Origin of the sequence: Allocatelliglobosispora scoriae, from assembly GCF_014204945.1 — a bacterium.
Taxonomy (GTDB): Bacteria; Actinomycetota; Actinomycetes; order Mycobacteriales; family Micromonosporaceae; genus Allocatelliglobosispora; species Allocatelliglobosispora scoriae.
In genome coordinates this window covers 1,135,825-1,158,314 of record NZ_JACHMN010000003.1, presented here as the reverse complement: position 1 = coordinate 1,158,314, position 22,490 = coordinate 1,135,825, and the positions used below count along the sequence as shown (strand labels likewise).

Here is a 22,490-nt window from a genome sequence, read left to right as displayed (position 1 = left end):
GAAAAACGCCGGTGCGGACCGGGCACGGGGAGCCTGGTCCGCATCGGCGTCTGCGATGGTGCCTGCGTGCTTGTTACAGCGTGGCGTAGGTCGACTCGGGGAGCACCTCGAGGCGGTCCGTCGCCGACTGGCCGATGCCGTTGTAGACATCGGAGCGGACCTGCTTGAGCGCCAGACCCCAGATCAGGCCGAGCACCGCCGCCACGAGCGTGAAGCCGGGCAGGATCCACATCAGCTTCGACTCCGGCGAGACGCCCAGGTACTCGAAGTTGGTGACGATGAGGAAGAGCACCGAGGCGAGGAGGATCGCGGCGAGCGCCGGGGCGATGATGCGCTGCCACAGGTTCTCCTCCGTCTGGCGGCGGAGGAAGAAGCCGATGACCGCGATCGACGTGCCGGTCAGCAGCGCGACGAGGCCGACGGCGCTGACGCCGGAGAGCCAGGTGAAGAGTTCGAGCAGCGGGTCGGTCCCGGAGACCACGGCGATCGTGACGACGACGGCGGCGATGATGGTCTGCAGCAGCGAGCCGACGAACGGGGCACCCGTCCGGACGCCCGTGCGGCCGAGCACGCCCGGGAGCACCCGCTCCCGGCCCAGCGCGAAGAAGTACCGCGCCACACCGTTGTGGAAGCTCAGCATGGCGGCGAAGACGCTGGTGGCGAAGAGGACCACGGCCGCGTCGGCCATGAAGCCGTTGGAGAGCGCGCCGAGGGTGCCGAAGAGGGCGCCCGGGCCGGCCGCGGCGCTGGTTGCCGCGATGCCCGTGTCGCCGGTCGGACCGACGGCCTGCAGCAACGCGTACGAGCTGAAGGCGTAGAAGATGCCGGTGAAGGCGACGGCGATGTAGGTGGCCCGCGCGATGGTGCGCTTCGGGTCCTTCGCCTCCTCGCTGAAGATGGCGCCGGACTCGAAGCCGGCGAAGGCGGCGATGCCGAGCGCCATGACCGCGCCGATGGTGCCGTTGAAGAGCTGGCTCGGGTTGAGCCCGTCCAGGCTGAGGGAACCGGCCGCCGGGCTGCCCAGGGCGAGCACGTCGAAGATCGCGATGATGATGCACTCCGCGATCAGGAAGACCGCGAGCACGGTGGCGTTGAGGTCGACCTTGAGTACGCCGAGCAGGCCGATGATGCCCATCGCGATGAAGGCGTAGACCGACCAGTGCCAGGTGAGCCCGGCCTTCTCGTTGATGAAGCCACCGACGGCGTAGCCGAACAGACCGTAGAGACCGATCTGAATGGCGTTGTAGGCGAGCAGCGCGACGAAGGAGGCGCTGACGCCGAAGGCGCGACCGAGTCCCTGCGCGAGGTACGCGTAGAAGGCTCCCGCGTTGGCGACGTAGCGGCTCATCGCCGAGTAGCCGACGGCGAAGATGGCCAGGACGATCGCGAGGACCACGAAGGACAGTGGGGCACCGAGACTGCCGGAGACGGCGAAGGTGGTCGTGACGCCACCGCCGAGCACAGTGAGCGGCGCCGACGCAGCCACGGTGAAGAAGACGATGTGCATCGCGCCTAGTCGGCGTGGTGCCAGCCCGCCGAAGGGGGACTGAGAGGACATGTGCCAACTCCTAGAGGGGGGTACGGAGGTATGACCACGGCATCCTATGACCGATCATTCGGGCATACAACGGGTTGGCGGGGTCCCATCTTTTTGTCCATCAAGCGTTTCCGTTCGTTCGTGTTTCATCTTTGTTTCTGGTAATAGGGCTCCTCCATCCAGGCAATGTGGAACTTGTCTGTAGGGACTCCGTGTCGTAGGGTTACGGGCGTCGATCAGACGGTGCCGCCAGGCGTGCTTTTCCTTCATCACAGGGCTCGCCGCGAACCCCCCTCGGAGTGGCAGTCATGTCCGACTTCACGTTGACGCAAGAGCTGTTCCTCATCGGACACGATGAGTTCAGCGGCAAGGCCCCGATCAACGACGATCTACTCGACACCGGTCTCGCCGGTGCCACGCTGGCGGAGCTCCTCATCGCCGGTCGCATCGACATCAAGGACGGCCTCGTCGCCGTCCGCGACAGCGAGCCCTGGGGCGCCCGGCTCACCGACGCCGTGCTCGCCGAGATCGTCCGGCGCGGCAACGGCCACCCGGTCCGTGCCTGGCTGGAGCACCTGCGCGGCGAGATCCGCGGCGTGGTGGCCCGCGACCTCACCGCCACGGGCGTCATCCGCCGTGAGGAGACCAAGTCCTCCTTCGGCCGCAAGATCACCATTCGCTACCCGGCCGCCAATACGCTGCTGGCGGCTTCGCCTCGCGTACGCCTCGGCTATGTCGTCAACCGCGAGCCCGTGCCGGACACGCCGACCGCGACCCTCGCGGGCCTCGTCGTCGCCGTCGGGCTGGACCGCTTCGTGGTCGTCGGTTCCGGCAAGACCCGTGAGCGGCTCGCCGCCGCCGGCGACACCGCCCGGGCCCCGATTCCGGCTCTCCTCAAGGGTGTCCAGGCCACCGTCGCCGCGATCGCCCTCCAGGTCCGCCGCTAACTTGCAAAAAGCCGCAACTCTTCAAGAGTTGGTGCTTCAGGCCGCCAGGCCTTAAGACCAACTCTTGAAGAGTTGCGGCTTTTTCGCGGGTGCACCGGGCGCCGCGTGCGCCCCGGATCAGCAGCAGGCGCAGGAGTGGGCACCCTCGCCGTGCGCGGTGAGCTCACGGGAGTCGGGGACGTCGAGGGTGGGGTTGCGGTCGAAGAATCCCACCGGCTTGAGCGTGAATCCCGTCGTCTCGACCGGCATCACCGGCCAGTCCTCCAGGCGCGGGAAGTGCGTCGAGCCGAAGGTGTGCCAGACCACGATCTCCTGGCCGTCGATGTCACGGTCGGCGGCGGCATAGGTCGGCAGGCCCGCGTGCGGCGTGGACTGGTTGACCAGCTCACCGGCGGGGTAACGCTCGTCCTCGGCGTACCTGGTCACCCACAGGTGCTTCGTCGCGAAACCGGCCCGGCGGTGGATCGACGACGACGGGTCGGCGAGCAGCACCGGGGTTCCCTGCGCGTGCAGCTGGTAGCCGACCGGGCGGCCCATCCGGTTGGCGGACTCGGGGTTGACGATGCGCCAGACCCGGCCGTTGAGCGGGTCGGCGAGGCGCTGGGCCTCGGACTCCCGCTTCAACCGGGTGGAGCTGCGGGTGAAGGCGTTGCCGACCGGGTTCTCCGCCGAGACCGGCACCCGCTGCACCTGGAGCTCGTCGACGGCGTTGCGGGGGCCGTCGACGGTCATGTCCAGGCGGGCGCTGAAGAGGTGCTGGTGGTAGGGGGCGCCGAGGCCGGGGGCGACCTCCGTGGCATAGGGGCTGTCGTCCTGATAGGACGAGGTGAACATGACGCCGGTCGCCTTGCTCTCGAACTGGATGGTGCCGTCGAGGTAGAGGTACCAGTAGAAGCCGTAGTCGTAGTTGCCGACCGTGACGAAGAACGAGATGACCAGGCGGCGCTGGCGGCGGGTGTTCTTGGAGCCGGTGAAGAGGTCGGTGTGCTTCCAGAGCACCCCGTGGTCCTCCTCGTGCAGGCAGATCGCGTTGGGGAAGACCGCCGGGCGGCCCTCGCCGTCGGCGAGGACGGCGTCGAAGTAGTGGATCTCGCCGAGGCAGTCGCAGCCGAGGTCGAGCGCGTTGACGTTGACGCCGAGGAGGTATTCGCCCGCGTCGAAGTAGTTCTGCCAGAAGCGCACCGGGCTCGGGTCGGCGTAGGGGACGACCATCTCGGCGATCGAGGCGCGGTGGATCAGCGGCCGGCCCTGCAGCGAGATCTGGTGCAGGACCAGGCCTTCCCGGGCGTCGTAGCCGACGCGGAACTGCCAGCCCTCCCAGGTCACGAGCGATCCGTCGACGCTGAACGACGGCCCGTCGGGCTGCGTGATGCTGATCGGCTTGAGCGTCGTGCGCATCGGCCCGACGTAGGCCGGGTCGTCGAAGTTGCCCTCCTCGGCCGGGATCGGGAACTCCGCCTGGTCGATGACCTTGATGACCCGCTTCTCGATGAGGTCCACGTAGGCGACGATCCCGTCGATCGGGTGCGCCCAGCAGTGGTCCTCCTCGCGGTTGGCGAGGAAGGAGAGCACGCGCAGCAGGCGGCGGCCCTTCTCGCCGGGCAGGTCGAAGTCACCGGCCGAGAGCGGGCAGGGGCGGACCAGGGAGAGGTCGGTGATGCCGCGCACGGCCATCGCCTTCGCCCAGGTCTCGTCGGCCTTGACGATCTCGTCGACCAGCATGAACTCTTCGAGCATGATGGGCGCCTGGCCCTGGGCGGTGTCCACATCGGTCACCGAGACGACGCGGGCATGCGTCGCCGAGACGATGGAGGTGCGGGTGGCGCCGGTCGCGACATCGAGCAGCACGGAGCGAACCCGCCGATCCACCGGATCCCCCTCACGGAAGGCGGCGAGTTCGGCACGGCTCGGCTCGACGAGCTGCACGACGGCGAAACGGGTGGTGGGGGTGAGGAGTCCGGCCTGCTCCAACACGACGCGAGCTGCGTCGATCTCGTCAGCGGTCAGGCGGTCGAGGGGGTGATGGCTCATGGGAAGCCACCATAGTCCGCAAATGTGGCGCTGTAGAGACGTCTACACGAGACATCTTCAGTTACCGGCGACATGATCGTCGCCGAGCAGATAGCGGGCGCCGGGTCCGCCAGCGCGCGCGGCGTCGTCGGGGTTGTAGATCCGGCAGGTACGCAGCGACAGGCACCCGCAGCCGATGCACCCGGAGAGGTTCTCCCGCAACGTCAGCAGCTCCGCGATCTGCTCGTCGATGCGGTGCTGCCAGGTCGTGGCGACCCTGGCCCACTCCCCCGCATGGGGCGCCCGCTCCGACGGCAGCCGGTCGAGCGCGACGCGGGCCTCCTCCAGGGTGAGCCCGACCCGCTGGGCGGCCCGGACGAAGGCGATGCGGCGCAGCACGTTGCGGGCGTAACGCCGCTGGCCACCGGAGGTCCGCTCGGCGGCGATCAGCCCCTGCTCCTCGTAGTAGCGCAGCGCCGACGGCGCGAGCCCGCTGCGGGCGGCGAGTTCGCCGATCGTCAGCCGCTCCGGGTGCGGTGTCGAGACCTGGGTCACGCAGCCGATTCTAGCCCTTGACTTAAAGTGCACTTGAAGTCGGAGGCTGGTATCCATGAACGCCACCGCCCTTCGCGGCTACGACGACCTGCGCCCGCTGCTCTCCCTGATGACCGGCGACGAGAAGCACGACCCGGCCTCGATCTCCACCCTCGACGCGATCTGGGTGCTCTACGACCGGGTGCTGCGGGTCTCCCCCGCCACCGCCGACGCCCAGGACCGCGACTGGTTCCTGCTCTCCAAGGGCCACGGCCCCAGCGCCTACTACGCGGTGCTCACCGCGAAGGGCTTCCTCGACCCGGCCGACCTCGCCGGATTCGGCGGCATCGACTCGGCCCTCGGCCACCACCCCGACCGCACCCTGCTCCCGGGTGTCGAGATCTCCAGCGGCTCGCTCGGCCACGGCCTGCCGATCGGTCTCGGGGTCGCGCTGGGGCTCAAGGCGCAAGGGCTCGGCTCCCAGGTCTGGGTGCTCGTCGGCGACGCCGAGCTCGGCGAGGGCAGCAACCACGAGGCGATCGCGCTCGCCGGGGCACTCGGCCTCGACAACCTGCACGTCGTCGTGGTCGACAACCGGTCCGACACGCACGGCTGGCCCGGCGGCATCGCCGCCCGTTTCGTCGTGGAGGGCTGGGCGGCCGAGGAGGTCGACGGCCGGGACCACGGGTTGTTGGCGGCGGCCTACACCAGGGAGCACGGCGGGCAGCCGCTCGTCGTCGTCGCGCACGTCGAGTCCAAGAAGTAGGGAACCGTCATGCGGAACCGATTCGTCGAGACCACCGCCGACCTGCTCGACCACGATCCCCGGCTCGCCGTCGTGCTCGCCGAGATCACCGCCGCCGCCTTCGAACCCGTCGCGGCCCGGCACCCCGACCGCGTCATCAACGTGGGCATCCGGGAGCAGCTGCTGATCAGCGCCGCCGGTGGGCTGGCGCTGACCGGGCTGCGCCCGATCGTGCACACGATCAGCAGCTTCCTCATCGAACGGCCCTTCGAGCAGATCAAGCTCGATCTCAATCACCTCGACGTCGGCGCGGTGCTGGTCGGGGTGGGCGCCTCCTACGACGTGGCGGCCGGTGGGCGTACCCATCAATCGCCGGGGGATGTCGCGCTGCTGGACACGCTGCCGGGCTGGACCGTGCACGTGCCGGGACATGCCGATGAGGCCGAGGCGCTGCTGCGGCACGCGGCGGCCGACGGCGACTCGCGCGTTTACCTGCGGCTCTCGACGCAGGTCAACGCCGCCGCGCGGCCGGTGGCGCCGGGGCGCTTCGCGACCGTGCGGACCGGGCGGGCGGCGGTGGTGCTCGCGGTCGGGCCGATGCTCGACCCGGTGCTCGCCGCGACCGAGGGCCTCGACGTGACGGTGCTCTACGCGAGCACGGTCCGGCCCTTCGACGACGCCGGGCTGCGCGCCGCCGTGGGGGCCGCGTCGGCCGAGATCGTGCTGGTCGAGCCCTACCTCGCGGGCACGTCGGTGCCCCAGGTGGCACGCGCGCTGGCCGCTGCTCCACATCGGACACTCGCCCTGGGGGTACGCCACGAGGAGCTCCGCCGCTACGGCACGCCCGACGACCACGCCCGCCTGCACGGGCTGGACCCGGCCGGGCTGCGCGCCGCGATCAGCGCGTTCCTGCCGGTGCACGCGGGCTGACCCACCCAGCCGCCGACAGCCACCCCGACCCGTCCCGTCGCCAAGATCGCCGCAACTCTTCAAGAGTTGGTGCTATCGGCTCTTCAAGAGTCGGTGCTATCGGCTCTTCAAGAGTCGGTGCTATCGGCGCCAGAGTCGGTCCCGGCCTCAGCCGCGGTGTCGTGGCGTGTCCAGCAGCTACCCGCCGACGGGGCTGTCGGCCCGCAGCTCCACCGTCCGCCCCGACCAGCGCGATCGCAGCCAGCGGTCGTGGCTGGCGACCACCACCGCGCCGGGACCGGAGCCGAGCGCCTCCTCCAGTTCGTCGGCGAGGCGGGGCGAGAGGTGGTTGGTCGGCTCGTCGAGCAGCAGCAGGTCGGGCGGTTCGGCGACGAGCAGGGCCAGGGCGAGCCGCCGCCGCTGCCCGACCGAGAGCTCGCCGACCGGACGGCCCAGGTCCCGGGGTGCGACGAGGCCGAGCGAGGTGAGCGGCACCGCCTCGGCGCGTTCGGGGCCGAGCACGGTCGCGTAGGTCTCCCGCACCGTGCGGTCCGGCCGGTCGAAGACGGTGTCCTGGGCCAGCAGGCCGACCCGGAGCCCGCGCCGCCGCACCACCTCGCCCGCGGCGGCGAGCTCACCGGCGAGCACCGCGAGCAGCGTCGACTTGCCCGCGCCGTTGGCACCCGTGATGAGCAGCCGGTCCGTGGCGGCGATGTCGAGCCGGTCGAGGGTGAGGCGGCCCGGCACCCGGACCTCCCGCAGCGCGAGCAGCACGCCATCGGCGGCGGCGGCGACCGGTGCCAGGCCCCGGAAGCGCAGCGGCTCCGGTGGCTTGCGGACCTGGTCCCGGGAGAGTTCGTCGAGCCGGCGGTCGGCGTTGCGGACCCGGCGGGAGATCTGGTTCTGCACCCGCCCGCTGGTGTGGCCGAACCCCATCTTCTCGTTGTCGCGCGGTCCCCGGCCGGGCGCGACCCGGTGCGCCGTCACGGCCACCGCCTGCCGGAGTTCGGCCAGCTCTTCCTGCTCCTCGGCGAAACGGCGCTCCCAGCGCTGCCGCTCCGCCCGCTTCTCGGCGAGGTAGTCGCTGTAGCCGCCGCCGAAGCGGGTCGGACCGTCGATCGACGGGTCCAGGTCGACCAGGTCGGTGCAGACGGCGTCGAGGAACGCCCGATCGTGGCTCGCCAGCACCACGACACCGGGCAGGCCGCGGAGCTGGCCCTCCAGGAACGCGGCCGCCTCGTCGTCGAGGTGGTTGGTCGGCTCGTCGAGCAGCAGGGCGGCGGGTCGGCGGATGAGCAGCGCGGCGAGGGCCAGGCGGCCCCGCTGACCGCCGGAGAGGGAGCCCACCGTGCGGTCGTGCGCGAGCCGGCCGAGACCGAGCCCGGCGAGGACCAGCCCGGCGCGGCGGTCGGCGTCCCAGGCGGCGTGCTCCTCGGCCCGGTCGAGCCGCTCGGCATAGGCGTCGAGCAGCGCCGGGTCGTCGGCCGACACGGCGATCGCACCCGTCAGCCGGTCCAGCTCGGCGAGGTCCTCCCGCGCCTCGCGCAGGGCGTCGTCGAGGACGTCGGCGATGGTCCGGCTCGGCTCGAAGGGCAGCTCCTGGTGCAGGTAGCCGAGGTCGGCCGGGCGCACGACGGTGCCGGAGTCCGGTTCGTCGGCCCCGGCGAGCAGCCGCAGCAGCGTGGACTTGCCGACACCGTTCTCCCCGATCAGGCCGATGCGGCGGCCGGGTGCGGCGGTGAGGGAGACCCCGTCGAGCACGCGGCGGGTGCCGAGGGTGCGGACGAGATCATGGGCGAGCAGGGCTTGGGACATGCGGCACCACCGGGGACACGAGGCGAAACGCCCGCCGGGCAGGGCCTCGGTCGCGGGCGTGGAGCGGGTGTCAGTGGCTCACATCCCCTCGACCGTATCCCGGCTGCTCCGCGCGGCGCCAGCGGTTTACGCCGAAACGGCGCCCGTTGTGGTGAGGATCAAACGCGCCACCGCCGCCGGATCGTCGCTCATCGGCACGTGCCCGCAGCCGGGCAGGCGCTCGTGGCGGGCCTGCGGCAGGCGCTCCCGGGCCCGGTCCAGCTGGTGTACGCCGAAGATGTGGTCCCGCTCACCCCACCCCACCGTGACCGGGCAGGCCGGGGTGCCCGCGTAGGCGTACCCGGCGGAGGCCCGGACCACCGCGCGGAAGCCCTTGCCGCGCCGCATCGCGAGCGCGTCGCCGACCGCCCGGTCGTGCTCGAGCTGCCCCGGCAGGGCCACGATCGGGCCGAAGGAGACCGCCCTCCCCCGTGGCGACCGCAGGAACGGCCGCATCATCACGCCCGGCGCGAAGGTGCTCCACCGCATCCGGGACAGGATGCGCAGGGCGCGGCGGCGCTCGGCCTCGGTGAAGAACCCGGCCGGGGAGAGCGCCGTCGCCGAGGCGGCGAGCCCGTCCGCCGCGAGTTCGAGGCTGATCGCGCCGCCGAGACTGTTGCCCGCCACGTGCGGGCGGTCCAGCCCCAGGTCGGCGAAGACCTCCCCGACGGCGGCGACCGTCGCGGCCATCCCGTGCGGCATGCCGCCGACCGGGACCGGCGACGCGCCGAAGCCCGGCAGGTCGATGGCGACGACGTCGTGGTGCTCGGCGAGTCGGTCGAGGACCGGCTGCCAGGCCTGCCAGCGGTGGCCGATGCCGTGGATCAGCACCAGCGGCGGCCCGCTGCCGCGCCGGTCGAAGGCGATCGTCACGGGGTCGCCTCCGGCCGGGCCGTGCCGACCGCGTGCGCGCCGAAGTCCCGGCCCAGGGCGCGGACCTCCGCCTCCATCCGCGGGACGAGATCCCGGCCGCCGGAACGGATCACGGCGTCGGCGAAGGCGCTGAGCACCACGGTCCGCAGCGCCTGGACCACCGCGATCGACCCGGGTACGTAGACCTTGCGTTTACGCTTCTCGATCCCCCGGACGAGGAGCCGCGCGCACTTCTGCACCGTCACCGTGGTCCCCAGCGGCCAGGGCATCCGCTGCTTCGCCGCCCGGAACGACGGCAGGTCGGCCTCGAAGTCGCGGACCATGTCGGTGTCGATCCAGATCGGGTGCGCGGTGCCGACGGTGATGCCGAGGTGCGCCGTCTCCAGCCGCAGCACGTTGCCGAGCTGCTCCACTCCCGCCTTCGACGCGGCGTAGGCGGCCATCCCGGGCAGCGCGGTGAACGCCGCCACCGACGAGACGAGCAGGAAGTGGCCCCGGCTCTCGCGCAGGTGCGGCAGGGTCGCGTGGACGGTCCGGAAGACCCCGGCGAGGTTGACATCGAGGGTCCGGACCAGCGCGTCGACCGGGCTGATCGCAACGGTGCCGATGTTGGCGATGCCCGCGTTGGCGAGGACCACGTCGATGCGGCCCGTCGCGGTGACGGTCGCGGCGACCGCGCGTTCCAAGCCCGCCGAATCGGTGACGTCGCAGTCGAACCAGAGGCCGCCGATCTCCCCGGCGAGCGCGCTCAGCTTCGCCGGCTCCAGCCCGGCCACGGCGACCGTGGCGCCCTGTGCCGCGGCGAGCCGGGCCACCTCGGCGCCGATCCCGCGGGCCGCGCCGGTGATGAAGACGGTCTTGCCGGAGAGATTCACAGCGGTGCTCCCTGCTGGAGGCGGACGGCGGCGTAGTCCGCGGCCCGGAAGCGGCGCAGCCGCAGGCGGAACCCGGTGGCGAAGCCCGGCCACAGGGTGGAGTTGCGGCCGGTGGAGTCGAGGTACCAGCTCTGGCAGCCACCCGTCGCCCAGACCGTGCCGGCCATCCGGGCGTCGATGCGCTCGACGTAGCGGCGCTGCGCCTGCTCGGTCGGCTCGATCGCGGCGATGCCGTTGCGCCGCATGTGGTCGAGCGCGGCGAGCACGTGGGCGACCTGGCTCTCCGCCATCAGCACCACGGAGGTGTGCCCGAGCCCGGTGTTGGGTCCCAGCAGGAAGAAGAGGTTGGGGAACCCCGCCACCGCGGTGCCGTTATAGGCGCGCATCGTCGGGGTCCAGGTCTCCGCGAGGGTACGCCCATCGCGCCCCCGGATCCGCTGCATCACCGGCGAATCGGTGACGTGGAACCCGGTCCCGAAGATGATCGTGTCGGCCTCGTGCTCCACGCCGTCCACCGTGACGATGCCACCGGGGCGGACCTCGCGGATCGACTCGGTGACGACGTCGACATTGGACTGTGTCAGCGCGGGCAGGTAGTCGTTGGAGAGGAGCACCCGCTTGCAGCCCATGACATAGGTCGGGGTGAGCTTGGCGCGCAGCTCGGGATCGCCGACCTGGCGCCGGAGGTGGCCCTCGGCGAGCTTCTGGCCCAGCCGGTTGATCCTCGGGTGCAGGAAGCCGAGCGCGGAGGCGTCCCGCACCCAGTAGATCGCCGTCCGCACCAGCCGCTGGGCACCCGGCACCCGGCGATAGACCGCGTGCTCGGCCCGGCTGATCGGCCGCGACATCCGTCCCATGATCCACGGCGGCGTACGCTGGAAGACGGTGAGCGACCCCACGACCGGCTGGATCTTCGGCACGAACTGGATCGCCGACGCCCCGGTGCCGATGACGGCGACCCGCCGGCCGGCCAGGTCGTGGTCGTGCCGCCACCGCGCGGAGTGGAACACGGTGCCCGCGAAGGTCGCCAGCCCGGGAATGTCGGGAAGGGACGGTTCGCTGAGCGGGCCGGTGGCGACGATCAGCACCCGGGCGGAGAAGGTGCCGCGGTCGGTCTCGACGTGCCATCGTTGCGACCGCTCGTCCCAGGCGGCGTCGCCGACGGTGTGCCCGAGGCGCAGGTGCGGTGTGACACCGAATTTCTCCACGCAACCGCGCAGGTAGGCCCATATCTCGGCCTGCCCGGAGAAGGTGTCGGACCAGCCGGGGTTGAGCGCGAAGGAGAAGGAGTAGAGGTGCGACGGCACATCGCAGGCGCAGCCCGGATAGGTGTTGTCCCGCCAGGTCCCGCCGACCTCGTCGGCCTTCTCCAGCACGACGAAGTCGTGGTGGCCCCGCTGCTTGAGCCGGATCGCGGCGGCGAGGCCGCCGAACCCCGCCCCGACGATCGCGATATCAGTCTCGATCACTGCCGCTCCCGTCACTGCCGTCCCCCAAGATCTGCGCAACTCTTGAAGAGTTGGTGCCATGGGCGTCTCCCTCGATAGCACCAACTCTTGAAGAGTTGGTGCTATGGGCGTCGTCCCCGTTAGCCCCAACTCTTGAAGAGTTGGTGCTATCTCGGGGCGAGGGCGCGGTCCAGGGTGGGGGGCCGGTCGCGGTGAGGCGTACGCCGCCCCAGGGGTCGACCTCGGCGAGGCGCACCGGGACCGGGGTGCCGTCGGCGATGCTCAGGGCCACCCCGCGGGCACCGGCACGGACCAGCTCCGCCGTGGCGGTGTCGGTGTCGATCCGGCCGCCCCAGTGGAACCGGCCGTCGACCGGCTCGACGCGACCGGAGAGCCGGACCTCGACCGGGTGGACGAGGTCGGCGGTGTGCAGGAGGGCCGGGCCGGCGTACCCGTCGGGGGTCATATCCTCGCCGCCAGACCACCCGGAACGTCGGCCGCGGCCCGGACCCCCGCGATGCCCTGCCAGAGCAGGGTGGTCAGGTATTCGGTGAGCGCCTCGCGCGACATCGGCTGGCCGTGGCGCATCCACCAGTCGCCGACCGCTTGGACCATGCCGACCATGCCGACGGCCCAGGGTTCGGCCGGGCCCGCGTCGAGACCCATCGCGCGGAGCCGGTCGCCGATCACCCGGGCGAGCCCGGCCGCGACGGTCTGCGCCGAACCGGCGATCGAGTGCTGCACGCCCGGGATCCCCTGCTGCTGCATGAGAAAACGGTAGAGCTGCGGCTGCGCCTCGATCGTGCCAAGATAGGCGTCGATGGTTGCGGCGATGAGCGCGCGCTCCTCGCGGACCCGGGAGATCGCCGGTCCGACCGCCTCGACCACGATCTGGGCGACGTGCTCACCGACGGCGCCCCAGAGCTGCGACTTGTCGGCGAAGTAGCGGTAGAGCACCGGTTTGGTGACCCCGGCGACCCGCGCGACCTGCTCCATGTCGACCTCTGGTCCATATTGGAGGATCGCGTGGATCGCGGCGGCGATGAGTTCGACCCGGCGCTGGCTGCGGTGGGCGGCCCAGCGGGTCTTGCGTCCGTCAGTCGTCTGTTGCACGATACGATTCGTAACAGTTACTTCGGGAAACATCAAGACCCTGGAGTGCCGCCGATGACCCCCTCCCGCGAGCAGACCGCCGAGAGGTTGCTGACCTCCTCGCTGCGCACCACCTACGACCCGCTCATCGAGATCGATTGGGACGCTCCGCTGGTCGAGGGCGCCTTCTGGCTGCCGCCGCGACGCAGCAGCCTCTTCGGGACCCCGCTGTGGGACGGGCTCACCCATGAGCAGCAGGTCGAGCTCACCAAGCACGAGGTCTCCAGCGCCGCGAGCGCCGGGCTGTGGTTCGAGACGATCCTGATGCAGATGCTGATCCGGCAGTATTACGACGCGGACCCGACGTCGCGGCACGCGCAGTACGCGTTGACGGAGGTCGCCGACGAGTGCCGCCACTCGATCATGTTCGGCCGGCTGATCGAGCGACTCGGCACTCCGGTCTACCCGCCGAGCCGGGTGGAGCACGGCCTCGGCCGGTTCCTCAAGACCACCGCCCGTGGCCCGCACATGTACGCCGCGATCCTCATCGCCGAGGAGGTCCTCGACTCGTTCCAGCGGGAGATCATGGCCGATGAGAGCCTGCAGCCGCTGATCCGGATGGTGTCGCGGATCCACGTCGTGGAGGAGGCCCGGCACGTCCGCTTCGCCCGGGAGGAGCTGGCCCGGGCGGTGGAGTCGGCCGGGCGGGGCGAGCTCGCCTACTCGCGGCTGGTGATCGGGTTCGCCGCCCGGATGATCTCGCAGCGGCTGGTGCACCCGGAGGCCTACCGGGCGGTGGGGATCCGGCCCGCGGTGGGGCTCGCGGCGGCCCGGGCGAATCCGCACTTCCGGGAGACGCTGCGGTGGTCGGCCGAGCGGATCACCACCTACCTGCGCGAACTCGGCCTGATCGCCGGGCCCGCCACCCGCCTCTGGCGCCAGGCCGGCCTCCTCTGACCTTCAGCGCCGACCCCAAGATCGCCGCAACTCTTCAAGAGTTGGCCCTAACGGGTTTAGGACCAACTCTTGAAGAGTTGCGGCGATCTTGGCACGGACCGCAGGCTTCAGCCGGGGGTGACCAGGCCGGTGCGGTAGGCGAGGACCACGGCCTGGGCCCGGTCCCGGGCGCCGACCTTGGCGAGGATGCGCTTGACGTGGGTCTTCGCCGTCGACTCGGCGATCACGAGCAGCCCGGCGATCTCCTCGTTGGAGTAGCCCTGCGCGATCAACCGCAGCACCTGCACCTCCCGCTGGGTCAGTCCGGCGAGCCGGTCCTGCTCGGCCGGGGCCGGTGCCGACGCTGCCCGGCGGACGAAGTGCTCCACGAGATCGTGGGTCACCGACGGGTCCAGCAGGGTGTCGCCGGCCGCCACGGTGCGCACGGCATCCGCCAGCCGCTCCGGCGAGGCCCGCTTGAGCAGGAAACCGCTGGCACCCGCGCGGAGCGCTCCCCACACGTACTCATCGTGGCGGAACGTGGTGAGGACCAGGACGCGCGCCGGGAGCCCGGCCGCGACGATCCGCCGCGTCGCCTCGATGCCGTCGATCCCGGGCATCCGCACGTCCATCAGGACCAGGTCCGGCGCGAGCGAGCGGCACAGCTCCACCGCCGCGAGCCCGTCGGCGGCCTCGCCCACCACCTCGATGCCGTCGGCGGCACCGAGCACCACGGCGACCCCGGCGCGCAGCAGCGCGTCGTCGTCGGCGAGCAGCACCCGGATCGTCATGAGACCTTCAGCGCGGCCCGCACCCGGAACCCGCCCCCGTCGCCGCGCCCGTGCTCCACGGTCCCGGCGAAGAGCGCCGCCCGCTCGGCGATCCCCAGCAGGCCGCGCCCCGGCCGGTAGCCCGGCAGCGGTCCCCGTCCCGCATCGGCGACCTCCAGCCGCAGGTCAGGCCCGTTCCGGCTGACCGAGACGGTGGCCCGGGCCGCGCGCCCGTGCCGCAGCGCGTTGGTCAGGGCTTCCTGCACTATCCGGTACGCCGAGAGGTCCACGCTGCGCGGCAACTCCCCCACCGAGGGCTCGACCAGGACCGTGACCGCCATCCCGGCCGCGGCCATCCGCTGGGCGAGCCGGGCCAGCTCGGCGAGGCCGGGCTGCTGGTCGGGCCCCGTGTCCTGGCGCAGCGCCCCGAGGACGCGATCCAGCTCGTCGAGCGCGTCCCGGCCGGTCTGCTCGACGCTCAGCAGCAGCTCGCGTGCCTTGCCGGGATCGCTGTCGAGCACCACCCGCCCGGCACCCGCCTGCACGAGCATGACGTTGACCGTGTGCCCGATGAGATCGTGCAGCTCGCGGGCGATCCGCGCCCGCTCCTCCGCGACGGCGGTGAAGCGCAGCAGGCTCCGCGCCGCCTCCTGCCGCTCGCGGCGCCGGGCTCCGCTGAAACCTGCCGCCCACGCGAGCAGCCAGGCGAAGAGGACCCCGACCGGCAGCGTCGGCGACGAGTCCAGCCGGGCGAAGTAGGCGAGCACTCCCGGCAGCACGAGCACCGGTCCCCAGAGCGCGCGGCCCCGGGTGGCGTAGAGGCCGACGGAGTAGAGCCCGATGATGTTGGCGTAGGGCGCCAGCCCGTCGGACATCACCCACAGCGCCTCCCCCGCCAGAGCCGCCGTGCCGATGGCGTAGGCGGTCACCGGAGCCCGCCGCCGCAGGGCGAGACTGCCCGCGATCACCGCGGCGTAGACGATCGCCACCGGCAGCATCGGACCGAGCTCGGCGGCCATGCCGAGCTGGTCGGCGACCATCCCCGCCAGCATCCCGGCGGCGAGCGCCACGTCCAGCGTCCGCGCCGGGACGGTGCCGAGGCGGGCGCTGATGCGAGCGCCCGCCCTGGTCAGAAGCTCCTGGAGCGCCGCCGCCCGCACCGGGGCGCCCGGGCGCCACGCGGTGCGGGCTGCGTCGTCGGCCATGCCGCTACCTCATCACGCCGCGGCCGGTTCGGCCAGGACGGGCCGTCGCACCCACGCCGCCGCGGTCACCGCCAGGCAGGCCGCCACCACGATCACCCCGGCCGCGCCGAGCAGCGCCATCGGCGGCTGCGGGTCCGTGACGGACCTTCCCGCGTACGCCGTGACGGTCACCGAGGTGAGCAGCGCACCGTAGCCGCCGATCGCCAGCAGCATGATCCCCGTCTGGCTCCGGCTGCTCCGCCGGCCCAGCCGGAGCCCGATGGCGAGCGCGATCAGCAACTGGAGCCCGTGCATCGCCACCGCGTGGGCGAGCTTCGCGCTGCCCTCGACACCGAAGACGACCCCCGCCGGGACGTGCCCGGTGGCGGCGACGACCGCCTCGCCCTCGGCGATCATGTCCTTGCCGATCACGCCGCTCGCCAGCACCGCCAGCAGACCGGCGACGGCCGCGAGCCGGGCCGCCGGAGACCCCCGGAAGCGTACGAGTGCCCAGACGAGCAGCCAGACCACGGCGAGCACGACGACGACCACCGACATCCCCATCACGGAGAAGACGTTGTCGTCGAGGGTGGTGTCGGCGTTGAAGTGCGACGGCACGCCCCGCCAGCGCTGCATCGTGATGAGCGAGACCTCCAGCAGCGACGCGCCGCCGAGCAGCCCCGCGGGCAGCCAGCCGAACCAGCGGTCGCTGAGGTTGCGCATGATCCAGACGGCCGACCAGAGCAGGACGCCGAAAGAGAAGCCGAAGACGACCGGCTTGCGCCAGGAGACCGCACCGAGCCAGGGGCCGCCGTCGACGATCGCCACCACGGTGTGGACGACCGCCGAGGCGAGCAGCAGCGCCCCGCTCCACCACAGCAGCCGCTGCTGCCCGGTGACCGGCCGGACCTGCCGAAATATCGCTGTCAACATGCCCGGAACGCTATGGCCGCAACGATCGACGAGCGTCCCCCCGTGGTGGTCGGTCGGCGTACCCCCGAGGGGGTAGTGGGTTGGATCCTCGACCCCGCGGCGCGGAAGCTGATCGAAACGTCGTCCGACGCCCGGCCGGACATCGTCACCGATCGTTCTCGCGATGGCGTTAACGGTAGGTTACGGCAGCAGCCGAGTGTTCACCCGGCGAGCGCTTTTCGGCGTACCCCGGTAGAGGCAGCACGGCATCCCCATGCCCGGTGAGCTGTTGGAAGCGACACGGAGACCAGCCATTGTCGGCCGCCCAACGTGCCGCCTCGGCCATGCCGGGCGCCAGATCGTCAATCCTTAGTGGTCAGACAGGCACTCCCTGTAGTCGTGACCGGTGAATAGCGTGACCCAGTCACCCCCTAACCCAAGGATCGCCATGACGCTTCCACCCCTGCCCAACGATCCCATCGTGCCCGCACCACAGAACTCCTACCCCGTGGGCGCTGTGGTAAATGGATTCCAGTGGGATGGAACGGCATGGCGACCGTTCGCACCACCGCCGCCCAAGCGCTCCAACAGCGCATTGTGGATCACTCTCGGAGTCGTCGGCGCTGTGATGCTGATCTGCTTCGCCGGATTCGTCGCGATCGCCCTCAGCTCCGACACTCCCGCCCCGTCGGCTGGTTCGACACAGAAGGGGACAGTCCCTCTCGCCGGGAAGACTGACGCAGGAGCGCCCTCGGCCGAGGCGGCACCTCCGGGTGGCCCGGCCACAGTGAAGGCCGGCACGCAGGTGCCGATCACCACCTCCCTCGACAAGAACCTCAAGGTGACCGTCAGGGGAATGAAGACAGGCGTACGCTCATCCAACCAGTTCGACGACGACACCGGTGAGCGCGGCTACATCACTGTCGACATCGAGATCGTCTTCGTCGACGGGGCTGACACCTACCTCGCCGAGCCCTCCGACTTCAAGCTGATCGCCGCCGACGGAACAGTCTACGAGTCAGAGACCTTCATCGCGGGCATCTCCGGCAACCTGGACACAGTCACACTCAACCCGGGCCAGAAGACGAGCGGCAAGATCGTTTTCGATGCCCCGAAGGCCGCCGCCAAGGGTGCCAAGGTGCAGTATGTCGACTTCGGCAAGGCTGCCGCCTTTTGGCAGTACGCATAGTCGCTCAGACGGTGTACTGCAGCCGGGGTACTCCGTAGAGCTCCGGCACGAGGGGCCGCCGCATCGCCGGGGACACCACCTCGACCAGCAGCATCTCCACGAGGAACTGGACCTTCGCCTGCAGCAGGTGGCTCGTGTGCCCGACGGCGGCCTGATGGCGTCGCCCGACCGACAGGTGGATGTGGGTGCTGATCCCGCCGCCCTCCGGTTCGAAGGCGATCGTCCCCGAACCGTGCGCCTCCACGTAGGACAGGTCCACGCTCTCCCAGACCGGGGCGGCGAGGTCCTCGACGCGGGAGCAGGTGCCGGCGAGGGAGACCTCGCTGAGTCCCGCGATGAACATCGGAATGAAGCCCTGTCGAACCTCCAGCTCCCGGCAGACCTCGGCGATCCCGCCGAAGAGGTCCTCACCGTGTTCGAAGGAGATCCCGATGCTGCGCCCCAGGGTCAGCTCATGTCCGCTCGCCATACGTTCGCCACTCCACTGATCATCGGCTGAAGGCATCCACAGTAGACGATCTCATTCGCGGATGACGATCACATGTCACGCCGGAGCCGGACCAGAACGGCCGGTGTTCCCGAGTGCACGATCGGGAACACCGGCTCCTGGGCTCGCGATCAGCCCAGTCGGGCGGCGAGCGCGGCGGCTCCCGTACCGGAGAGCTGCGACAGGCTCGCCCTCCGCCCGGCCAGCAGCAACAGCATCGCCCCGATCGGGCCGCGGACCTCGGCGCCCCGGCCGCGCGACCACTCGATGTCGGTGGCGACGAGCCGGAACCCGCGCAGCCGCCACCGCGCCAGGAACGGGAACGTCATCCCCCACACCCGCTCCGCCGCCACCCGGCTCGCCTCGATCGGCAGCGGGTAGACCCGGCCCAGCGGCAGCGCGATGTCCTGGCTGTGCGTGAGCATGTCCAGCAGCGCCTCGGCGGGCCGCATCGTGAACCCCATCCGCCGCGACTCGGCGAGATCCCGCAGGTCCGAGACGAGCTTCGCCGTCGGCTGCCGGGCCAGGCGCCGCGCGGTCTGATCGGCCATCCGGTTGAAGTTGCCCCGGGCCCGGATCACCTCGCGCAGCGGGCTCAGCGGCCCGATCCGGTCCTGCATCGTCAGGTGCGCGGCGACCTCGCGTACCGTCCACCCCGCACACAGCGACGGCTCCCGCCACTCCTGCGGCGAGAGTTGCTCCAGCATCGCGGCCACGCCCAGCCGTTCGCGGCGGACAGCCCGCCAGACCTCTTCGACTTCCATCCCAGCCCTCCGCCGATCGGCCTCACCGTATCGAGGGCGGTCGGTCCAGGCCTTCCTTCCCATTGCTCGCCTGCCCCACGGCCCGCGCCAAGATCGCCGCAACTCTTGAAGAGTTGGTGCTAACCCCTCGTCACGCTTTGCAGCAAAGCGTGGCCTCACAGCGCGAAATGGGCACGCTTTGCTGCAAAGCGTCACCGCTGTCAGGACCAACTCTTCATGAGTTGCGGCGATCTTGGCTACGCCCAGTCGAGGGTTCGCTGGACCGCCTTGCGCCACTGGGCCAGCTCACGGTCGCGCAGGGCCGGGTCCATCGCCGGGGACCACTGCGCCGACGCCTGCCACTGCGCCTTCAGCGTCGCCAGGTCCGGCCAGTAGCCGACCGCCAGCCCCGCGCCGTAGGCGGCGCCCAGGCTCGTCGTCTCCGAGACCACCGGGCGTACGACGGGCACGTCGAGCACGTCGGCGAGGAACTGCATCAGCAGCCCGTTCGCCGTCATGCCCCCGTCGACCCGCAGGCCGGTCAGGTCGACCTTGGAGTCGGCGTTCATCGCGTCGACGACCTCCCGGGTCTGCCACGCCGATGCCTCCAGCGCCGCCCGGGCGATGTGGGCCTTGGTGATATAGCCGGTCAGTCCGGCCAGGACACCCCGGGCGTCCGTGCGCCAGTGCGGTGCGAACAGCCCCGCGAACGCCGGGACGAGGTAGCAGCCCCCGTTGTCCTCGACGCTCGCCGCCAGCGCCTCGATCTCGTCGGCCGAATCGATGATGCCCAGGTTGTCGCGGAGCCACTGGATCAGCGAGCCGGTCACCGCGATCGCGCCCTCCAGCGCGTAGACGGCCTGCTGGCCGGAGATCTTGTAGCCGACGGTGGTGAGCAGCCCGTGCTGGGAGACGACGGGTCGCGTACCGGTGTTGAGCAGCAGGAAGCTCCCCGTACCGTAGGTGCACTTGGCATCGCCGACCGCGAAGCAGGTCTGGCCGAACAGCGCCGCCTGCTGATCGCCGAAGGCCGCCGCGACCGGCACCCCGGCCAGGTCCCCCGTCGCCTCGCCGTAGACCTCGACCGACGCCCGGATCTCCGGCAGCATCGCCCTCGGGATCCCCATCGCCTCGATGATCTCGTCGTCCCAGGCGAGCGAGCGCAGGTTCATCAGCAGGGTACGGCTCGCGTTGGTCACGTCGGTGAGGTGGCGGCCGGTCAGGTTCCAGATCAGCCACGTGTCGATCGTGCCGAAGAGCACCTCGCCGGCCTCGGCGCGCTCGCGCAGACCGGGGACGTTGTCGAGCAGCCAGCGCAGCTTCGGGCCCGCGAAATAGGTGGCGAGCGGCAGTCCGGTCTTCTCCCGGAAGACATCGGGGTGGCCGAAGGACGGCAGCATCGTGTCGGTCCGGGTGTCCTGCCAGACGATCGCGTTGTGCACCGGGCGACCGGTCCTGCGGTCCCAGACCACGGTCGTCTCACGCTGGTTGGTGATGCCGACGGCGGCGAGGTCCGCCCGGGTGAGTCCGGCCTCGTCGAGGGCGTGCCTGACGACGGTCTTGACGTTGGCCCAGATCTCCTCGGGGTCGTGCTCGACCCAGCCCGGCCGGGGGAAGATCTGCCGGTGCTCCCTGTTGCTGCTGGAGACCACCGCACCATGGTGATCGAAGATGATGCACCTGGACGAGGTGGTGCCCTGGTCGATGGCTGCTATGTAGCGCACTGCGCCATTGTTGCTCAGGGGAGGCGATGTGGGGCAGCGGCTTGACGGTGGGCGTTGACAGTGGAGTGCTCCTAGGTGGTGTTGCGAGGGTGTTAACCGTTGCTGCCTTCTGAGCTCTTGTCTGTTATGGCAGGTCAGGGGGTAGGCATAGATATTGCGCCATTTGAGGGCTTCCTTTCGGTGCGAAGGGCAACTAAAGTCGCGCACAGATTCATGGGAACGCTCCCACGCCCTCCGGTCTCTCGCCAGTAATGCTGAGTCGGGAATATTGCGCAGGTTGGGAGCGTTCCCACGCATACGTTCCCAAAACGTTACAAGGAGAAGCGATGCCGGTGCCTACCCAGCCCCCTCATCCTCCATCACGGGAGCCGACGCTGGGACTTCGCTTCCCGGAGGGCTTCGTATGGGGCGCGGCCACGTCGGCGTACCAGATCGAGGGCGCCGCGGCTGTCGATGGACGAGGCCCGTCGGTGTGGGACTGGTTCAGTCACACGCCCGGCAAGATCCGTGGCGGTGACACCGGGGACGTCGCCGCTGACCACTACCACCGGTACGCCGACGACCTGGACCTGATCAAGGATCTGGGGCTGCACTCCTATCGATTCAGCGTCTCCTGGTCGCGAGTCGTCCCCAACGGTCGCGGCCCGGTCAACCCCAAGGGCCTCGACTTCTACAAGCGACTCGTCGACGGGCTGCACGACCGGGGCATCACGCCGATGCTGACGCTCTATCACTGGGACACGCCGCAGACGCTGCACGAGGCCGGTGGCTGGGAGAACCGCGACACCGCCTACCGCTTCGCGGAGTACGCCGCCGTGGTGGCCGAGGCCCTCGGCGACGCGGTCCCGACCTGGCTGACGATCAACGAGCCGAAGACCGTGGTCCAGAACGGCTACCTGATGGGCCACCACGCCCCCGGTTTCGAGGACCCGTCGGCCGCCTACATCGCCGCCCACCACCTGATGCTCGCGCACGGGCTCGCCGTGCAGGCGATCCGGCCGCACCTCGGCCCGGCCACCCGGGTCGGCGCGGCGCTCAACCTGCACCCGTGCTACCCGGCCGACGCGTCGACCGAGGCGATCGCGGCCACGCACGAGCTGGACGGCTTCGAGAACCGGCTCTACCTCGACCCGATCTTCCGGGGCTCCTACCCGCAGGACACGCTCGACGCCATCGACCAGTTCAGCCCGATGGTGAGCAACATCAAGGACGGCGACCTCAAGGTCATCGCGAGCCCGGTCGACCTGCTGGCGATCCAGTACTACACGCCCTACTACGTGACCGGCACCGGCGAGACGATCGTGCGGCACCCGGTGACGATGGCGTCCTGGCAGCAGAACTACCCGCAGGGCATGACCGACATCCTGCTCCGGGTCAAGAAGGACTACGGCGACATCCCGCTCACCATCACCGAGAACGGCCTGCCCTGCCCCGACCGGCGCAGCGACGACGGTGCCGTCGACGACGCCAACCGGGTGGAGTTCCTGCGCAGCCACCTCGCCGCCGTGCACTCGGCGCTGGAGCAGGGTGTCAAGCTGGAGAGCTTCCACGTCTGGTCGCTGATGGACAACTTCGAGTGGAACTCGGGCTACGACGAGCGCTGGGGCCTGGTCTTCATCGATTACGAGACACAGGAGCGGGTTCTCAAGCGCAGCGCGCACTGGTACCAGTCGGTGATCGCCACCAACGGCATCTGACCCAGGTGTGGGGTAACGCGGGGC

The 22,490-nt window shown here is 70.7% G+C and carries 21 protein-coding genes; 6 read left to right on the top strand and 15 right to left on the bottom strand.

Translation table 11 applies throughout. The features are described from left to right. Positions 1–73 precede the first annotated feature (73 nt). Entirely contained in the window at positions 74–1,558 is a 1,485-nt protein-coding gene (locus tag F4553_RS31765) for an APC family permease (RefSeq protein ID WP_184843511.1), read from the bottom strand. A gap of 287 nt (positions 1,559–1,845) precedes the next feature. On the opposite strand from F4553_RS31765, the gene F4553_RS31760 reads away from it, so the two are divergent. Beyond that, positions 1,846–2,484, top strand: a complete 639-nt coding sequence (locus tag F4553_RS31760) for a GOLPH3/VPS74 family protein (RefSeq protein WP_184843508.1) — start codon at positions 1,846–1,848, stop codon at positions 2,482–2,484. 117 nt (positions 2,485–2,601) lie between these two features. Here F4553_RS31760 and F4553_RS31755 read toward each other — a convergent pair whose 3' ends face one another. Continuing rightward, positions 2,602–4,515 carry a primary-amine oxidase gene (locus F4553_RS31755; RefSeq protein WP_184843505.1) on the bottom strand — a complete coding sequence of 638 codons (1,914 nt, stop codon included), beginning with the start codon at positions 4,513–4,515 and terminating at the stop codon, positions 2,602–2,604. Positions 4,516–4,572: 57 nt separating this feature from the next. Beyond that, positions 4,573–5,049 (bottom strand): redox-sensitive transcriptional activator SoxR, encoded by a 477-nt coding sequence (gene soxR / locus F4553_RS31750; RefSeq protein ID WP_312875464.1) that lies wholly within the window; start codon positions 5,047–5,049, stop codon positions 4,573–4,575. Between the two features lie 55 nt (positions 5,050–5,104). Between soxR and F4553_RS31745 the strand changes: the two genes are divergently transcribed. Both F4553_RS31745 and F4553_RS31740 read left to right on the top strand, forming a co-directional pair. Next, positions 5,105–5,794 (top strand): thiamine pyrophosphate-binding protein, encoded by a 690-nt coding sequence (locus tag F4553_RS31745; RefSeq protein WP_184843499.1) that lies wholly within the window; start codon positions 5,105–5,107, stop codon positions 5,792–5,794. A 9-nt stretch (positions 5,795–5,803) separates the two neighbouring features. Continuing rightward, positions 5,804–6,703 carry a transketolase family protein gene (locus F4553_RS31740; protein WP_184843496.1) on the top strand — a complete coding sequence of 300 codons (900 nt, stop codon included), beginning with the start codon at positions 5,804–5,806 and terminating at the stop codon, positions 6,701–6,703. 177 nt (positions 6,704–6,880) lie between these two features. Here the strand turns inward: F4553_RS31740 and F4553_RS31735 are convergent, their stop codons facing one another. The 6 genes from F4553_RS31735 to F4553_RS31710 all read right to left on the bottom strand — a co-directional run bounded on the left by F4553_RS31735 (position 6,881) and on the right by F4553_RS31710 (position 12,845). Then, positions 6,881–8,497, bottom strand: a complete 1,617-nt coding sequence (locus F4553_RS31735; protein ID WP_184843493.1) for an ABC-F family ATP-binding cassette domain-containing protein — start codon at positions 8,495–8,497, stop codon at positions 6,881–6,883. A 126-nt stretch (positions 8,498–8,623) separates the two neighbouring features. Next, positions 8,624–9,409: an alpha/beta fold hydrolase gene (locus tag F4553_RS31730; RefSeq protein ID WP_184843490.1), complete on the bottom strand. Its 786-nt coding sequence runs from the start codon at positions 9,407–9,409 to the stop codon at positions 8,624–8,626. Beyond that, entirely contained in the window at positions 9,406–10,284 is an 879-nt protein-coding gene (locus F4553_RS31725) for an SDR family oxidoreductase (RefSeq protein ID WP_184843487.1), read from the bottom strand. Before F4553_RS31725 ends, F4553_RS31730 begins: the two co-directional genes overlap by 4 nt. Then, positions 10,281–11,753, bottom strand: a complete 1,473-nt coding sequence (locus F4553_RS42605; protein WP_312875463.1) for a flavin-containing monooxygenase — start codon at positions 11,751–11,753, stop codon at positions 10,281–10,283. Before F4553_RS42605 ends, F4553_RS31725 begins: the two co-directional genes overlap by 4 nt. Further along, complete coding sequence (locus F4553_RS31715; RefSeq protein ID WP_184843481.1) at positions 11,740–12,198, bottom strand: DUF4873 domain-containing protein; 459 nt, start codon at positions 12,196–12,198, stop codon at positions 11,740–11,742. Before F4553_RS31715 ends, F4553_RS42605 begins: the two co-directional genes overlap by 14 nt. Continuing rightward, positions 12,195–12,845: a TetR family transcriptional regulator gene (locus tag F4553_RS31710; RefSeq protein WP_312875462.1), complete on the bottom strand. Its 651-nt coding sequence runs from the start codon at positions 12,843–12,845 to the stop codon at positions 12,195–12,197. Before F4553_RS31710 ends, F4553_RS31715 begins: the two co-directional genes overlap by 4 nt. A gap of 54 nt (positions 12,846–12,899) precedes the next feature. On the opposite strand from F4553_RS31710, the gene F4553_RS31705 reads away from it, so the two are divergent. Continuing rightward, positions 12,900–13,781 carry an AurF N-oxygenase family protein gene (locus tag F4553_RS31705; RefSeq protein ID WP_184843476.1) on the top strand — a complete coding sequence of 294 codons (882 nt, stop codon included), beginning with the start codon at positions 12,900–12,902 and terminating at the stop codon, positions 13,779–13,781. 107 nt (positions 13,782–13,888) lie between these two features. Here the strand turns inward: F4553_RS31705 and F4553_RS31700 are convergent, their stop codons facing one another. Genes F4553_RS31700 through F4553_RS31690 form a run of 3 tightly spaced genes read right to left on the bottom strand, consistent with a single transcriptional unit; the run spans position 13,889 to position 16,647 of the window. Then, positions 13,889–14,551: a response regulator gene (locus F4553_RS31700; protein ID WP_184843473.1), complete on the bottom strand. Its 663-nt coding sequence runs from the start codon at positions 14,549–14,551 to the stop codon at positions 13,889–13,891. Next, on the bottom strand, positions 14,548–15,735 hold the full coding sequence (locus tag F4553_RS31695) for a sensor histidine kinase (protein WP_184843470.1): 1,188 nt from the start codon (positions 15,733–15,735) through the stop codon (positions 14,548–14,550). Before F4553_RS31695 ends, F4553_RS31700 begins: the two co-directional genes overlap by 4 nt. Positions 15,736–15,747: 12 nt before the next feature. Beyond that, positions 15,748–16,647 (bottom strand): hypothetical protein, encoded by a 900-nt coding sequence (locus tag F4553_RS31690; RefSeq protein WP_184843468.1) that lies wholly within the window; start codon positions 16,645–16,647, stop codon positions 15,748–15,750. 394 nt (positions 16,648–17,041) lie between these two features. On the opposite strand from F4553_RS31690, the gene F4553_RS42010 reads away from it, so the two are divergent. After that, positions 17,042–17,815: a DUF4352 domain-containing protein gene (locus F4553_RS42010; protein WP_184843465.1), complete on the top strand. Its 774-nt coding sequence runs from the start codon at positions 17,042–17,044 to the stop codon at positions 17,813–17,815. 4 nt (positions 17,816–17,819) lie between these two features. On the opposite strand, the gene F4553_RS31680 is transcribed toward F4553_RS42010, so the two are convergent. The 3 genes from F4553_RS31680 to glpK all read right to left on the bottom strand — a co-directional run bounded on the left by F4553_RS31680 (position 17,820) and on the right by glpK (position 20,769). Then, entirely contained in the window at positions 17,820–18,284 is a 465-nt protein-coding gene (locus F4553_RS31680) for a PCC domain-containing protein (RefSeq protein WP_184843461.1), read from the bottom strand. A gap of 149 nt (positions 18,285–18,433) precedes the next feature. Next, entirely contained in the window at positions 18,434–19,066 is a 633-nt protein-coding gene (locus F4553_RS31675) for a maleylpyruvate isomerase family mycothiol-dependent enzyme (protein ID WP_184843458.1), read from the bottom strand. Positions 19,067–19,302: 236 nt separating this feature from the next. Beyond that, a complete protein-coding gene (gene glpK / locus F4553_RS31670; RefSeq protein WP_312875461.1) occupies positions 19,303–20,769 on the bottom strand; it encodes a glycerol kinase GlpK in 1,467 nt (488 codons plus the stop codon). 326 nt (positions 20,770–21,095) lie between these two features. Between glpK and F4553_RS31665 the strand changes: the two genes are divergently transcribed. Continuing rightward, a complete protein-coding gene (locus F4553_RS31665) occupies positions 21,096–22,466 on the top strand; it encodes a GH1 family beta-glucosidase (RefSeq protein ID WP_184843453.1) in 1,371 nt (456 codons plus the stop codon). The last annotated feature ends 24 nt before the right edge of the window (positions 22,467–22,490 follow it).

Excerpts from the sequence above, each read along its gene's own strand:
- F4553_RS31735 (WP_184843493.1), bottom strand. The coding sequence starts at position 8,497 with ATGTCCCAAGCCCTGCTCGCCCATGATCTCGTCCGCACCCTCGGCACC.
- F4553_RS31700 (WP_184843473.1), bottom strand. The coding sequence starts at position 14,551 with ATGACGATCCGGGTGCTGCTCGCCGACGACGACGCGCTGCTGCGCGCC.
- F4553_RS31705 (WP_184843476.1), top strand. The coding sequence starts at position 12,900 with ATGACCCCCTCCCGCGAGCAGACCGCCGAGAGGTTGCTGACCTCCTCG.
- F4553_RS31690 (WP_184843468.1), bottom strand. The coding sequence starts at position 16,647 with ATGTTGACAGCGATATTTCGGCAGGTCCGGCCGGTCACCGGGCAGCAG.
- F4553_RS31740 (WP_184843496.1), top strand. The coding sequence starts at position 5,804 with ATGCGGAACCGATTCGTCGAGACCACCGCCGACCTGCTCGACCACGAT.
- F4553_RS31675 (WP_184843458.1), bottom strand. The coding sequence starts at position 19,066 with ATGGAAGTCGAAGAGGTCTGGCGGGCTGTCCGCCGCGAACGGCTGGGC.
- F4553_RS31745 (WP_184843499.1), top strand. The coding sequence starts at position 5,105 with ATGAACGCCACCGCCCTTCGCGGCTACGACGACCTGCGCCCGCTGCTC.
- F4553_RS31695 (WP_184843470.1), bottom strand. The coding sequence starts at position 15,735 with ATGGCCGACGACGCAGCCCGCACCGCGTGGCGCCCGGGCGCCCCGGTG.
- F4553_RS31765 (WP_184843511.1), bottom strand. The coding sequence starts at position 1,558 with ATGTCCTCTCAGTCCCCCTTCGGCGGGCTGGCACCACGCCGACTAGGC.
- F4553_RS31715 (WP_184843481.1), bottom strand. The coding sequence starts at position 12,198 with ATGACCCCCGACGGGTACGCCGGCCCGGCCCTCCTGCACACCGCCGAC.
- F4553_RS31680 (WP_184843461.1), bottom strand. The coding sequence starts at position 18,284 with ATGGCGAGCGGACATGAGCTGACCCTGGGGCGCAGCATCGGGATCTCC.
- F4553_RS31665 (WP_184843453.1), top strand. The coding sequence starts at position 21,096 with ATGCCGGTGCCTACCCAGCCCCCTCATCCTCCATCACGGGAGCCGACG.
- F4553_RS31760 (WP_184843508.1), top strand. The coding sequence starts at position 1,846 with ATGTCCGACTTCACGTTGACGCAAGAGCTGTTCCTCATCGGACACGAT.
- F4553_RS31755 (WP_184843505.1), bottom strand. The coding sequence starts at position 4,515 with ATGAGCCATCACCCCCTCGACCGCCTGACCGCTGACGAGATCGACGCA.